General features: G+C 70.9%; 10 protein-coding genes. 6 read left to right on the top strand and 4 right to left on the bottom strand.

Annotated features, from left to right (window positions below; translation table 11 throughout):
- Positions 1 to 34 precede the first annotated feature (34 nt).
- Positions 35 to 1801, top strand: a complete 1767-nt coding sequence (gene ctaD / locus ACFWV3_RS41740; RefSeq protein ID WP_382419498.1) for a cytochrome c oxidase subunit I — start codon at positions 35 to 37, stop codon at positions 1799 to 1801.
- Here ctaD and ACFWV3_RS41735 read toward each other — a convergent pair.
- Entirely contained in the window at positions 1798 to 2610 is an 813-nt protein-coding gene (locus ACFWV3_RS41735) for a hypothetical protein (RefSeq protein ID WP_382419497.1), read from the bottom strand. The two genes, ctaD and ACFWV3_RS41735, sit on opposite strands and share 4 nt — an antisense overlap.
- 58 nt (positions 2611 to 2668) lie before the next feature.
- On the opposite strand from ACFWV3_RS41735, the gene ACFWV3_RS41730 reads away from it, so the two are divergent.
- Complete coding sequence (locus tag ACFWV3_RS41730) at positions 2669 to 3205, top strand: DUF4240 domain-containing protein (RefSeq protein WP_382419496.1); 537 nt, start codon at positions 2669 to 2671, stop codon at positions 3203 to 3205.
- Between the two features lie 38 nt (positions 3206 to 3243).
- On the top strand, positions 3244 to 5667 hold the full coding sequence (locus tag ACFWV3_RS41725) for a hypothetical protein (RefSeq protein ID WP_382419495.1): 2424 nt from the start codon (positions 3244 to 3246) through the stop codon (positions 5665 to 5667).
- Positions 5668 to 5731: 64 nt separating this feature from the next.
- Here the strand turns inward: ACFWV3_RS41725 and ACFWV3_RS41720 are convergent, their stop codons facing one another.
- Genes ACFWV3_RS41720 through ACFWV3_RS41710 form a run of 3 tightly spaced genes read right to left on the bottom strand, consistent with a single transcriptional unit; the run spans position 5732 to position 11095 of the window.
- Entirely contained in the window at positions 5732 to 7660 is a 1929-nt protein-coding gene (locus tag ACFWV3_RS41720) for a VWA domain-containing protein (RefSeq protein ID WP_382419494.1), read from the bottom strand.
- Positions 7657 to 9048 carry a sigma 54-interacting transcriptional regulator gene (locus tag ACFWV3_RS41715; RefSeq protein WP_382419493.1) on the bottom strand — a complete coding sequence of 464 codons (1392 nt, stop codon included), beginning with the start codon at positions 9046 to 9048 and terminating at the stop codon, positions 7657 to 7659. Before ACFWV3_RS41715 ends, ACFWV3_RS41720 begins: the two co-directional genes overlap by 4 nt.
- Positions 9049 to 9103: 55 nt before the next feature.
- Positions 9104 to 11095, bottom strand: coding sequence for a N,N-dimethylformamidase beta subunit family domain-containing protein (locus ACFWV3_RS41710; RefSeq protein WP_382419492.1), 1992 nt, complete (start codon positions 11093 to 11095; stop codon positions 9104 to 9106).
- A gap of 175 nt (positions 11096 to 11270) precedes the next feature.
- Between ACFWV3_RS41710 and ACFWV3_RS41705 the strand changes: the two genes are divergently transcribed.
- From ACFWV3_RS41705 to ACFWV3_RS41695, 3 genes are all read left to right on the top strand, one after another.
- Complete coding sequence (locus ACFWV3_RS41705) at positions 11271 to 11762, top strand: YcxB family protein (protein ID WP_382419491.1); 492 nt, start codon at positions 11271 to 11273, stop codon at positions 11760 to 11762.
- 60 nt (positions 11763 to 11822) lie between these two features.
- Positions 11823 to 12620 (top strand): hypothetical protein, encoded by a 798-nt coding sequence (locus tag ACFWV3_RS41700; protein ID WP_382419490.1) that lies wholly within the window; start codon positions 11823 to 11825, stop codon positions 12618 to 12620.
- Between the two features lie 112 nt (positions 12621 to 12732).
- Positions 12733 to 13934, top strand: a 1202-nt coding sequence (locus ACFWV3_RS41695; protein ID WP_382419489.1) for a substrate-binding domain-containing protein, incomplete at its 3' end; no start/stop codon positions are given.

Raw genomic sequence — 13934 nt, 5'->3', positions numbered from 1 at the left:
GAGGACGATTTAGCCCTGCCACGGAGGAGGCGCGATGACCGCGATCAAGCCAACGCCCGTAGTGCCCCACCCCGGGGCGGCGCGCGCACGGCCGAAGGGCTCGTACTTCCTCCAGCTGTTCAAGACGACCGATCCCAAGCAGATCGGGATCATGTACCTGACCACGTCGTTCGCGTTCTTCCTGATCGGCGGCGTGATGGCGCTGCTGATGCGCGGCGAGCTGGCGCGGCCGGGCCTGCAGTTCCTGTCGAACGAGCAGTACAACCAGCTGTTCACCATGCACGGCACGATCATGCTGCTGCTGTACGCGACGCCGATCCTGTTCGGGTTCGCGAACTACATCCTGCCGCTGCAGATCGGCTCGCCGGACGTCGCGTTCCCGCGCCTGAACGCCTTCTCGTACTGGCTCTACCTGTTCGGCGGCATCATCGTGGTCGCCGGGTTCGTCACGCCGGGCGGCGCGGCGGACTTCGGCTGGTTCGCCTACACGCCGCTGTCGTCTGCCGTGCACGCGCCGGGCGTCGGCGCGGACATGTGGATCATGGGCCTGGCGGTGTCCGGTCTCGGCACGATCCTCGGCGCGGTGAACATGACGACGACGGTCGTGACGCTGCGGGCGCCGGGCATGACGATGTTCCGGATGCCGATCTTCACCTGGAACATCCTGGTGACGTCCGTGCTGATCCTGCTGGCGTTCCCGATCCTCACGGCCGCGCTGATGGGCCTGGCGGCGGACCGGCACCTCGGGGCGCACGTGTTCGACCCGGCCAACGGCGGCGTGATCCTGTGGCAGCACCTGTTCTGGTTCTTCGGCCACCCCGAGGTGTACATCGTCGCGCTGCCGTTCTTCGGGATCGTGACGGAGATCTTCCCGGTGTTCAGCCGCAAACCGCTGTTCGGCTACAAGGGCCTGGTGTTCGCGACGCTGGCGATCGCGATGCTGTCGGTGGCCGTGTGGGCGCACCACATGTACGCGACCGGCGCGGTGCTGCTGCCGTTCTTCGCGCTGATGACGTTCCTCATCGCGGTGCCGACCGGCATCAAGTTCTTCAACTGGATCGGCACGATGTGGAAGGGGCAGCTGACGTTCGAGACGCCGATGCTGTTCGCGGTCGGCTTCCTGGTGACGTTCCTCTTCGGCGGCCTGACGGGCATCCTGCTGGCCTCGCCTGCCGTCGACTTCCACGTGTCCGACACGTACTTCGTGGTGGCGCACTTCCACTACGTGCTGTTCGGCACGATCGTGTTCGCCACCTACGCGGGCATCTACTTCTGGTTCCCGAAGATGACCGGCCGGATGCTCAACGAGCCGCTGGGCAAGCTGCACTTCTGGACGACGTTCTTCGGGTTCCACGGCACGTTCCTCGTGCAGCACTGGCTGGGCAACGAGGGCATGCCGCGCCGTTACGCCGACTACCTGCCCACGGACGGGTTCACGTTCCTCAACACGTTCTCGACCATCGGCTCGTTCCTGCTGGGCGCGTCCGTGCTGCCGTTCGTGTGGAACGTCTTCCGTTCCTACCGCTACGGCGACCCGGCGCCGCAGGACGACCCGTGGGGCTACGGCAACTCGCTGGAGTGGGCCACGACCTCACCGCCGCCGCGGCACAACTTCAAGGAGCTGCCGCGAATCCGGTCAGAGCGGCCGGCGTTCGAGCTGCACTACCCGCACATGGTCGAGCGGATGCGCGAGGAAGCGCACTTCTCGCTGGCCCATCCCGGTCGGCACCGGGTGGGCAAGGACGAGACCACCGAGAAGACGCTCGCCTCGACGCATCGCAACGGCACGGACGAGTCCTAGCGCCGTCCGGGGATCAGACCGCCCTCGACGACGGCCTTGGCCAGCGGCGTGGCGAGCTCGACGAACCGCTCCTTCTCCTGGTCGGACAGGACGTCGTAGGCGGGCGCGGCCATCCGGTCCGTGTCGTCCTCGATGCCCTGCCGCAGCTCACGGCCCTGGTCGGTCAGCAGCCGGTCCTCGTTCACCAGCCCGCGCCGCTGCAGGTCCTCGACCGTCGCGTCCCACTGCTCCTGCGACCAGGCCCGCGTCTTGCGCAACGCGTCAGCCGGGTAGTCGCCCGTCGCAACGTGCAGCACGAGCGCTTCGAGCCCGGTGATGTTGTGCCGCAGCAACGCCGCCAGGTGCCCGTCGCCGCGGAACTCGCGCAGCAGCGTCTGGGCGTGGAACAGCTGCAGCAGCGTCTCGTCGGGCCACGGCAGACTCGCGTGGGCGGCGAACAACGGCCGGCCGTGCAACATGTCCTTGGACCGCTCGGCCGCCCGCCTGGCGAGCCCGGTGATCTCCTCGAGGTCGTCCGGCAGCACCTTGCGCAACGCCTCGTCCGCCGCCTCCAGCCGCAGCTCGAGCATCTGCTGCGGCGTCACCTTCTCCCACGCCTGCGGAATCCGCGCCCGCACGAGCTCGGGGTTGAAGTTGTAGAACGTGGCGATCACGACCTCGGCCCCCACCGCCCCCATGGCAGCCGCCCGCGACGCGAAGTACCCACCGGGCCGGTCGAGCCCCGCGCTCGCGTACCGGCTGTCCGCCTCGGGGGCGAAGTAGATCATTCCGTGCACGGGCTCGAGGGAGCGAAACAGAGTCCTGATCATGTCTGCCAACCTAGCCGCCCGCCAGGAATTGTCAGACCCCTCTGCCAAGCTTCGCGACGTGGACTCGAACACCTTCTGGAAGCTGATCGCCGACGCCAGGGCGAGCGTCCCCGACCCGTCCGACACCGAGGCCGTGGTGGCCGCGGCCACCGACCTCCTGGCCGAGCAGCCGCCGTCCGAGATCGTCGCCGCCCAGCAGGTCCTGTGGGACCTCATGGCCGCCTCGTACCTCAACCCGCTGTGGGCCGCGGCCTACGTCATCAACGGCGGCTGCTCCGACGACGGCTTCGACTACTTCCGCGGCTGGCTCCTGACCCAGGGCCGCGAGGTCTACGAGGCCGTTCTCGCCTCCCCCGACTCGCTGGCCGACCTGCCGGTCGTGGTGGCCGCCGCCGAGTCCGGCATGGAGCTCGAGGGCGAGGACGCGCTGTCGATCGCCTGGAACGCCCACATCAAGGCCACCGGCATGCAGCTGCCGCAGGACGCGTTCCGGATCCGCTACCCGGAGCTCGACCCGGCTTGGGACTTCGACTTCGACGACGGGGCGGAGATGGCCGTGCGGTTGCCTCGGCTGGCGGCGCTGTACGAGCTCTGACGGTGTCACGCCGGGGCGCCTCGATGCGATGAGAGAACATGGATCAAGGTGGCTCGGACACGGCGAACACCATCAGCAACTCGTTCGTCTCCGGCGTCGCGGTTCAGATCGGGTCGGTCACCGGCACTCTCACCCTCGCCGTCGACCGTCCCGACTACCAGGTCCACTGGCTCGCGCCCGTCGTCACCCGCCCGACCTTCCTGCCCGAACGCCACCGGACTCCCAGCCGTCTTCTCGACGCCCGCCGGGAAGTCGTGCCCTACCGGGATCGCCCGGCCGTGCAGAAGCGCCTCCTGGCCTGGCTCGGCTCCAAGGCTCCCAGCTCGGTCCTGCTCCTGCACGGCGCCGGCGGCCGGGGCAAGACCCGCCTCGCCAACGCGTTCGCGGGCCATGCGCACCTGTCGGGCTGGCGCGTCGCCCACGCCGTCAACCGCACGACCGACAGGCATGCGATGGTGCCCGCCTCCAGTCCGCTTGCCGCATCTCCCACCGGCTCGACGGAGTGCGCCGGCGTACTGGTGGCCGTCGACTACGCCGAACGCTGGTCCGACGTCGGCCTGAAGACGCTGATCTCGGACCTGACCCGCGAGCACGCCCAGGTCACGCTGCGCGTCCTGCTGCTGGCCCGCTCCGTCCAGGACGTCTGGCAGCCGCTGCAAGACCACCTCGACCTCACTCCGGTCGACCTGCCCGATCCGATCGAGCTCCTCGACCTCACGGACTCCGCCGCTGCTCGCGCCGAAGCGTTCCTCGATGCGGCCCAGGCCTTCCACGCGAAGCTCGCTCTGCCGGAACCCTGCACCGCCACGCCGCCGCCCGACCTTGGCCACGACGACTACGCCTCACCGCTGGTCCTGCACATGGCCGCTCTCGCCGCCGTGTGCGCCGGCCACGACCACGACACCATCCCGCACCGTGACGACCTCTCCAGCTACCTGCTCGCCCACGAACGCCGCCTCTGGCCGCCTCACCCGCGCGGCGCGGACGCTGTTCTCCTCGCAACGCTGTTCGGACCGCTGGACTCCGAGGACGACGCACTGGCCCTGCTCGAGGCAAGCGGGGTGACCGACGGCGTAGCGGCGGGCCGTGAGCTCCTGTCCTGGCACGACCGCGTCTACCCGGAGTCCCAGGAGCTGCCGCCGCTGATGCCGGACCGGTTCGGCGAGGACTTCGTCGCCGACCACCTCGGAACACATCCGCGGGCGGCGCGGCTGGTGGTGCGCGCGGCCCAGAGCACACCGGTCCTTCGCAAGGTGTCCCGCCGCCCTGCTGCTGTCCTGGTCGCGACCGCGGCCCGGCACGCGGCGGTGCGAGACGTGTTGTGGAAGATCCTTCCCGAGTCCCCGTCGCTCTCCTTCGCGCCGGGCCCCGAGCTGGTCCGCTTGGCCATCGAGCACGCGCCGTTCGACGTCCAAGCCCTTGTCGTCGACCAACTGCCCCATCCCGACATCGGCATGCGGCAGCCAGGGCTGGAGCTGACCGGCGCGCTGGCGAAGAACCTGAGCGACGACCTCCCCGCGAAGACCAGGGCCGCCGTGCTGATGAACCTGGCCATGCGGCTCAAGAACAGCGGCCAGGACCCAGCCGCGCTCACCGGCCTCGTGGAGCGTGCCACCTCGATCATGGTCGACGCCTGGCGGAAGTCGCCGGACGACCGCGACCTCGCGCTCCGGACAGCGCAGGTGCTGATGAACGGCAAGAGCCACACAGCAGGACACGGGGACCTGCCCGGCGCCCTCCGGGGGCTCGACGAGAGCATCGGCATCCTGCGCGGGATCAAGGGTGCCGAGGACGCGGAGCGCGACATCACGCTCGTCAGCGCTCTGCTCAACAAAGCCGTCGTCCTGAGCCGGTCCGGCCGCCCTGACGAAGCGGCAGCCGCCGAGACCGAGGCGATGGACCTGGCGGAGCGCGTCACCGGGCCGAGCCCGATGCGACCGTCGCTCGCGGACGCGGCCACTCGTCTGGCCCGCCGCTACGCCGCGAACTCCCAGCAGCTCCAGGCGGTCCGGGCCGCGCGCATCGCCGCGCTCCACTACCGGGACCTGGCCGGTGTCTCACCCGAGTACTACGGCAAGGCCGCGGTGGTCAGCCTCAACGAGTACGGCACGTACCAGGCCGCCGCCGGACATCCGGACAGTGCGCTGCAGAACGTCCTGACCGCGATCGGCCTTGCCCGCACCCACCTCGACGACGACATCGCCGATTTCGCACCCGTGCTCGCCCAACTGCTGCACAACGCCGCCGAGATCACCTTGCTCACCTCGGCCGACGACCGCACGGCCCGGGCACACGCGCACGCCACCGAAGCCGTCGAGCGGTACCGATCGCTCCTGCCCACTCATCCAGACCTGGCAGGGCGGTGGAAAGAAGTGCTCGCCCTTGTTCGCCGAATCGACGAACAAGACGACCGGACAGCGCAGGGCCCCACCACTGGGGAAGCACGCTCAGCGCCGTCGTAGACACGGATCGCCTTGCGCTGAGCCCAGCGCAAGGCGATCCGTCACCGCGCTTGGTCGGCGAGCGTCACCGACGACGGCGGCGAGACTTCAGGTAGTCGCTCACCACCGCCGCCCCGAGCCCCTCCTCGTCCGGCGACACCACCCGGCCACCGCCCCGCCGGGCCACGATGTCCACGAACGCGGCCAGGCGCGGGTCGTCGCCCAGCTTGAACACCGAGATGGTCGCCCCGAGCCGTGCCAGGGCGTCGACCTCGTTGAGCGTCTTGGTCAGCGTTCGCGGCAGCGGTGGGTAGTTGAACTCCGCGTCGCCCTCCGGTTCGAGGTGCGCGGTGGGTTCGCCGTCGGTCACCACGAGCACCACGGGTTGGGCGTCGGGGTGGCGGCGGATGTGGCGGCCGGCCAGCAGTAGGGCGTGGTGCAGGTTTGTGCCCTGCTCCCACACGCCTTCCAACGCCGTCAGCTGGCCGATGTCCACGGCCTCGGCGTAGCGGCCGAAGGTCACGAGTTGCAGGGCGTCGGTGCGGAAGCGGGTGCGTACGAGGTGGTGCAGGGCGAGGGCCGTGCGTTTCATCGGGACCCAGCGGCCGTCTTGCACCATCGACCAGGAGGTGTCGACGCACAGCGCCACCGCGGCGCGGGTGCGGTGTTCTGTTTCGGAGACCTCCAGGTCCACCACGTCCAGGGACATCGAGCCTGAGCGCAGCACTGCGTTGCGCAAGGTTCGTGGCACGTCCCACGGTTCGGTGTCGCCGAACTGCCACGGTCTGGTCGAGCCCATCAGTTCGCCTGCGGCGCCTGCTGACGTGGTCTCCCGGGACCCCTGGGAGGAGCGGAGCTGGTCGACCACGCCGCGCAGGGCTGTCTCGCCCAGGCGGCGCAGGGCTTTCGGGGTCAGGCGCAGCGAGCCGTCCGGGGCCCGTTCCAGGATGTTCTGCTGGCGCAGGGCCTTCTCCAGGTCGGCCAACCGGCGGGCGTCGACCGAGGCCGACTCGCCCAGCTGGCGTTCCAGGGCCTCCAGGTCGATGTCCTCCAGGCGGGCGCCGGGGTAGGACTGGCCGAGCTGTTCGGCCAGGGCGTCCAGCTCGGCGAGGTCGGCCATGGCTTGCGCGCCCTCGCCCAGGCCCAGCGGGTCCTGGCCGCGGAAGCGGGCGGACGACGTCCAGTCCTCGCCGGGGCGCAGACGTTGCAGCAGGGAGTCCAAAGTGGACAGCTGGGAGCCGATGCCGCCGAAGGCCTGCTGGGACAACGCGGACAGCTCGGCGCGCTGTTCGTCGGTCATCGAGTTCATCATGCGTTGCGCGGCGGCCGAGCGGGCCGCCAGTGCGTCGATGAGTTCGTCGACGGTGCGCGGGTTCTCCGGGAAGAAGTCGCCGTGCTTGCGCATGAAGTCGTCGAACAGGCGCGGCGTGTCCGGGGAGCCGGCGGCGTGTGCCTCCAGCAGCGAGTTGAGGTCGCGCAGCATCCGCTGGATCCGCTTGACGTCCTCGGAGTCCACGTTGGACAGTGCCTGCTTCATGCCCTGGAACCGCTGGTCCAGCAGCTCCCGGCCGAGCAGGTCGCGGATCTGCTCGAACGCCTCGCGGGCCTCCTGCGAGCGCCAGTCGTACGAGGACAGCTCCTGCACGGCCGCCGCGGTGCCGGGGGGCAGGGCGTCGAGCTGGGCCTCGCGGAAGCGCGCGTCGTCGGACGGGTCCGGGAACAGCGCGCGGCGTTCGGCCTCCACGGCCTTGTCCAGGAGCTGGCGGACCTCGTTCAACGTGCCGTCGAGGCGGTGGCGGCGCTGGATGGCGGACCGGCGCTGCCACAGCCGTGACGTCAGGTCGTCGAGGCCTCGGGTGCCGTCGACGCCGCGCCGCAGCAGTTCGCGCAGCGCGGAGTTCGGGGACGCGCCCTCCATGATCTCGCGGCCGAGCTCGTCGACGGCCGCGCGGAGGTCCACCGGGGGCGCCAGCGGATCTGCGCCGCCGCCCCAGCGTCCGTAGCGATATCTCATCCGTACACCGATCGGTCGTCGTCGGAGGACGTGTCCTTCGACAGGTGGCGAGTCAGGTACAGCGACTCCAGGGCCAGCTCCACCGCCGAGGCGATGCGGCCGACGGGGTCCTTCGGGCCGGCGCCCATGCGGGCCGCGACCTCGTGCAGGATCGGCAGCTCCGGCAGCGCCGCCAGCAGGTCGCCGGCGTGCACGCGGTCGCCGGTCGCGACCGGGTGGCCGTCCGACACGACCTCGGCGAGAGCGCGCAGGTTCAGCCCCGCCAGCCGGGACCGGGCCGTGTCCGCGATCGAGCGGCGCAGCAGGTGCACGAGGACCTCCTCCTCACGCCCCTCCTCGCCCGCCTCGAACTCGAGCTTGCCGCGCAGCACGTCCGGCACCGACTCGAGGTCGATCGGACGGGCGATGGCCGGGCTCTCGCCGATCAGGGCCGAGCGGCGCAGTGCCGACGCCGCAACGGTTTCCGCCGCGGCGATGGCGAAGCGGGCCGACACGCCGGAGCGCTGGTCGATCGACGACGACTCGCGCAGGTGCCGCACGAACCGGGCGATGATCTCCAGCAGGTGGTCGCCCACCTCGGCGACGAGCTCGGCCTCCTGGCGGACCATGTCGACCTCGGCGTCGACCTCCAGCGGGTAGTGCGTGCGCACCTCGGCGCCGAAGCGGTCCTTCAGCGGCGTGATGATGCGGCCGCGGTTCGTGTAGTCCTCGGGGTTCGCGGTGGCGACGAGCAGCACGTCGAGCGGCAGCCGCAGCGTGTAGCCGCGGACCTGGATGTCGCGTTCCTCCATGACGTTGAGCAGCGAGACCTGGATGCGCTCCGCCAGGTCGGGCAGCTCGTTGATGGCGATGATGCCGCGGTGGGCGCGCGGGAGCAGGCCGTAGTGGATCGTCTCCGGGTCGCCGAGCGAGCGGCCCTCGGCGACCTTCACCGGGTCGACGTCGCCGACCAGGTCGCCGACGGACGTGTCGGGCGTCGCGAGCTTCTCCGCGTAGCGCTCGTCGCGGTGCCGCCACACCACCGGCAGGTCGTCGCCGAGCTCGGCGGCCCGGCGGCGGGACTCGGGCGTGATCGGGTCGAGCGGGTGCTCACCGAGCTCGGAGCCCTCGATGACGGGCGTCCACTCGTCGAGCAACGAGACGAGGGTGCGCAGCAGACGGGTCTTGCCCTGCCCGCGCTCGCCGAGCAGGACGACGTCGTGTCCGGCCAGCAGAGCGCGTTCGAGCTGAGGGAGCACCGTGCGGTCGAAACCGACGATGCCCGGCCACGGGTTGCGTCCTTCGCGCAACGCCGCGAGGAGGTTCTCCCTGATCTCGGTCTTGACGCCGCGCGGCAGGTGCCCGGCGGCGCGCAGTTCGCCCGCCGTGCGGGCCAGGTTCTGGGTCACGCGAATGACGCTACGCACCGAAACCTGACCCGTCGACGTGGAGCGACTCCAGCCCCTACGCCTGGGCGGTCTGGACCACGTTCCGCAGGATCCGCGACATCCGCGGGTCGTGGGCCAGTGCGCCGTTGAAACACAGGGAACCAGCGCTGAACACCCATCCTCCGTTCGGTTTCGGCAGCACGCACATCTCGGCCCCGCGATGTTGTACGCCGTGAGCGAACCGGACCACGCCCGGTGCCTCGGGCCCCGCACCGGCACGGGTGTCGACCTCCCAGCCGCTGGCCGCGAAGTTGTAGCCGGTCTCGCCGAACCGGTCCCCGACGCGCAGTCCGGTGCCCTCCAGGAACGGGTGGTCGGCGTCCACCTCGTAGGGATGCATGTCCATGTAGGAGTAGCTGTCGTAGGCCACGCCGAGCACCTGCGACTCCGGACGCCCCTGGTCGCGCCACAGCCATCGGTGGCCCTGCGCGTGGCGGTGCAGCACGAACCCGCCCGACGCGTCGTAGTCGACGCGCTCGTACATGCTGTTGCCGCCCGTGTAGATCACACGGCCGCCGTTCGCCAGATACGTCTCCACGGCGTCACGCATCTCCGGCGTCCAGTACTCGGGGTGCGTGGCCAGCACGAGCGCCTTGTACTGCGCGAGCCACGACGGGTCGTGCAGGTCGAGGTCCTGATAGCAGTCATAGGCGATGTTGTTGTCAGAGAACCACTTCATCAGCAGCAGGTCGCCGTAGAACCGTACGTCGATGAAGCCCGGTGCCTCGACGTAGGCGTTCGCGAACGGCCTCCGTGTGGAGATCTGCCGCCGTCGGTTCTCCGGCTCCCAGCTGTACTGGAAGTGCCCGCCCCAGTGGTTGTAGGCGTTGTGCGTCAGGTACGGCAGGAGCAGCGCCACGTCGTGCCGCGGCTGCTTCGGCTTCACCACGAACGGGATGTACTGCCTCAGACCGTGCGGCCCCTCCAGCTTCACGACGTGGAACCCGGACTGCCAGTCGTCGGGGACCGTGACCGAGAAGGCCGACGGCCACGCGGGCCCGTTCGCGCGGTACCCGCTGCGGAGCAGGTGCCGGCGGCCGGCGAACGACCGCGGTGACCACACCTGCGTCGCGCCGCCGTGCTCGATCGGACCGGTCAGCCTCAGCACGCTGGCGGTGAACGAGTCGAACGTCGTGGAGACCGCGACGTCGAGCGTCTGCCCCGGCGCCACCGACCAGTTCGCGCACCCCTGCAGGTTCGCGCCCCTGGTCACGGTGAAACCCGTCCCGACCAGCGCGCCGTCGCCGTTCACCCACTGCGCGCCGCCGGTCTGGTCCACGGTCTCCCAGTTGCCGAGCCGGTACCAGCGCAGCTCGTGGTCGGGCTGGGTGTGGTCGCGGTTGACCCACACCGCGTAGAACACGCCGCGCTCCGCGACCCGCTCGACGCACGAGCCGAAGTCCCAACCGGAGCCGATCGGGATGCCGGCGCCGCCGTTCGCCCACGCGCCGGGGCCGTTCGAGCCGTCCTGGGCGAGGTAGCGGAACCAGTGCAGGGCGGCGCCGTGCCGGATGCCGTAGATCACGCCGGTCTCGTCGGCGAAGAACATGTCGTAGTCGCGCTTCTCGCTCGCGATCTTCTGCCCGACGCCGTTGTTCGCCCACGCACCGGGCCCGTTGGAACCGTCGCCCGCCAGGTAGCGGAACCAGTACATGTCGCCGTGCGCGTCCACGGCGTAGAAGACACCGTCCCAGCCGCCGAAGACGTACGAGTACTGGCCGAACCCGGTGTGGATGACGTTGTTCGTCCCCGGCGCCCAATAACCCTCGCCCGTGGCGGGGTTCGTCAGCACCCACTTGTGCCACCAGAGCGTGCCGTCGCCGCAGAAGCCGAACAGCTGGCCGTCCTGGGACGCGAGCACCGTCGGGTGGATCTGCCAGCCGGAGCCGATCTCGCGGCCGTTGCCGTCGGCCCAGTCGTAGGTGCCGGACTGGCGGCCGAGGTGCTTGAACCACTTGAGCCGGCCGTCGGCGTAGAGCGCGTAGATGATGCCGTTGCCACCGGGCACGAGCCGCAGAAGGCGCTGTTCAGGGTCCTCCTGAGCCGCGTGCGCCGTCCCCTGCGACGCTGCCGCCAGCGCGACCGCCGCTGCCGCCCCTTTGAGGACCGTTCGGCGCGCGACAGTTCTCTTTTCGTCATCCCCCAGATGCATTCCGTCATCGTGCAGCAGAATGCGGGGCGCTATGAGCAACTGTGTCGACTTCAACTGGGCGCCCTCCCCCGCGGACTGGCGGGCCAGCCTGCGCGCGATGGTGCCGATGGTCCGGTGGGCGCCGTGGTTCGCCCTCGCGTTCGCCGCGATCTCGGTCGTGCTGCTGGTCGGCTTCGACGACATGGTGGTCGTCGCGGTCTTCGGCCTGGCGTGTGCGCTGGTCATCGCGCTGATGGAGCCCGTGGCGGTGTGGTGGCGGTTCTCCTCGGACGAGATGATCAGCCGGACCGTGGTGGGCAGCGCGGACGACCAGTCGTTCCGGATGGCCGTGGGCAGCTCCGTGCGCGAGGAGATCGCGTGGGAGGAGCTGCCCGGCTGGACCGAGACGCGGCAGGGCTTCGTGCTGCAGACCCTCGACGAGGGCGCGGCGTCGCTGTCCGTGCCGCACCGGGCGTTCGCGTCCGATGAGGACGTGACGTCGTTCCGCACTCTTCTCGAGAAGCACATCGGTCCGGCCGACTAGACATTTCGGATCGGGCACACCGGGTGGGGCTAGCGGGGTGCGGCCACGTAATCTCGTCGCGTGTCCTGTGCTAGTGCCACGCTGGTCGTGTGGACGTCGGGATGGCTGCACGGTCTGGCCGCCGCCGACGACGTTCTCGACGCCCTGCACACGTGGGCCGAGCTGCACGAGGTGGTGGCCGATGACGACGGCACCGCCACGGCGCTCGACCTCCCCGGTCCCGACGAGGCCCCGGTGGGCCCCGCCCTGCTGCTGGCCGCCCTGCGGCGCGCGGGCGCGACGTCCGCACGGCTCGTGCTGCCCGTACCGGGCGACGTGCGCGGCCTGGGTGGCAAGGGGCCCCTCGCGACGTGCGCGCTGCGCTCCGGTGAGGCGCTCGTGATCCCGTCGGTGCACGTGGGCCTGGTGCCGAAGATCGTGGCCGACGGCGTGATGCGCTGGACCGTGTTCGACCTGCCGTCGTCCAACGGTCTGGAGCACATCCCGATCGGCGAGGCCGAGCACGGCCTGGGCGCGGCCCTGCGCGAGGCGACGGCCGCCCTGGCCGCGCTGGACGTGGCCAAGCACCGCCCGAACGTGCGCAAGGAGATCGCCGACCTGGCCGCCGCGAACTCGTCGCTGCCGTGGCCGGACGCGATGCCGCCGCGCTCGCTGCGGGTGCTGCAACGGGCGGCCGAGGTGGACGCGATCCTGTCCGTGGCCCGGTCGGACTCGCCCGGTGGCGCCATGTCGGCGTCGGCGATGACCGCGCGCACCGACGCGCTGCGGCCGGTGTCGGAGGCGGTCCGGCGGGCGCGCTGCGCGGCCGTGGACGAGGCCGTGCGGGTGCTGGCGGACAGCGGCGCCGGCCGGCACTGAGCCGCCGCACTGACCCGAACGAGTGGTTCTCCTCCTCCAGGTCCTCCTGACCCGGTAACTCCCCCGGAACTGTCGGTGCCGCGACATAGGGTGCTGGTCGGGGGAGGTCCGAATGGAGGACGTCGACCAGCGCCGGTCGAGCACAGCGCCTCGGTACGCGGGCGCCCTCATGCTGGCCGCGGTCGCCGGGCACCTGCTCTCCGAGACCGCCACGGGCGCGCTCGCCACGTGGCAGTCGTGGGTGCTCTACGGCATCGGCACGGCGTTGCTGGTGCTGTCCGCGTCCGCGATCGACCGGTTGAACCGGCTCGCCAAGCGCATCCGGTTGCGCTGGGTGGTGTTCACGGTCGTGCTGGTGGCGGCGGCGGGCGTGGTCGCGCTGGCGGCACCGCCGCTGGTGGCGTACGGGCGGGTGCTGCTGCTCGGGTGTCCACAGCCGACCGAGGTGCGGGTGCTCACGTCGGCGGACGCGGCGCCGGTGATCGGCGAGGTGGCGCGGAAGTTCGAGCAGCACACGGCGGCGGGCAGCCACGGGTGCCGCACGGCGCGGCTGTACGTGTTCTCGGCGCCGGGCAACCGGGGCGCCATCGCGCTGCGGTCGTCGTGGTCCTCGCAGGACCTGCGGGAGGTGGGACCGCACCCGGACGTGTGGCTGCCCGACTCGACCGCGGAGACGGCCGAGGTGGTGCGCCGCACGGGCGGCATCGGCTCGGCGGTGCGCATCCTGCCGGGCGAGTCGGTCGCGTTCTCCCCCGTCGTGCTCGGCGTCCCCACGCCGATCGCGCAGGACGTCGTCTCCAGCACGCCGGAGAAGTGGGGCGAGCTGTTCACCAAGGTCGGCAACACGGGCATCGCGATCGGCAGGCCCGACCCGCTGATGGCGATCGACGGCAGGCTCGCCACGGAGGCGCTGTACGAGTCGCTCGAACCGGCCGTCGTGGAACGCCGGGTCGAGGACGCCGGCAGGCCGCGGCAGGACGCCGCCACGATCACGACCGAGCAGGTGCTGATGCGGCACAACAGGACCAGCTGCGCGCAGAAGCCGTGCCTCACCGCGCTGTACCCGTCGGACACCTACCGCGCCGACTACCCGGTGAACCTCGTCGAGTGGGACGCGCCGGACGTGTCGAACCTCGCCGCCCGCGAGCCCGCCCGGCGGTTCCAGGCGTGGCTCGGCACGCAGGAGGGCATGACGGCGCTGAACGCCGCGGGGCTGCGCCCCTCCCGCCAGGCCGCCGGGTCGGAGTTCCGCGAGGACCTCGGTGTGCGGGCCGGTCTCGCGCTCGACCGCGCCGAGGCGGCACCGGGTGACGC

Source organism: Lentzea sp. NPDC059081 (genome assembly GCF_042738015.1).
Classification (GTDB): Bacteria; Actinomycetota; Actinomycetes; order Mycobacteriales; family Pseudonocardiaceae; genus Lentzea.
Note: the sequence above shows the minus strand (reverse complement) of the source record. Positions and strands in the feature narration are given on the sequence as shown.

Excerpts from the sequence above, each read along its gene's own strand:
- ACFWV3_RS41705 (WP_382419491.1), top strand. The coding sequence starts at position 11,271 with ATGAGCAACTGTGTCGACTTCAACTGGGCGCCCTCCCCCGCGGACTGG.
- ACFWV3_RS41735 (WP_382419497.1), bottom strand. The coding sequence starts at position 2,610 with ATGATCAGGACTCTGTTTCGCTCCCTCGAGCCCGTGCACGGAATGATC.
- ctaD (WP_382419498.1), top strand. The coding sequence starts at position 35 with ATGACCGCGATCAAGCCAACGCCCGTAGTGCCCCACCCCGGGGCGGCG.
- ACFWV3_RS41725 (WP_382419495.1), top strand. The coding sequence starts at position 3,244 with ATGGATCAAGGTGGCTCGGACACGGCGAACACCATCAGCAACTCGTTC.
- ACFWV3_RS41720 (WP_382419494.1), bottom strand. The coding sequence starts at position 7,660 with ATGAGATATCGCTACGGACGCTGGGGCGGCGGCGCAGATCCGCTGGCG.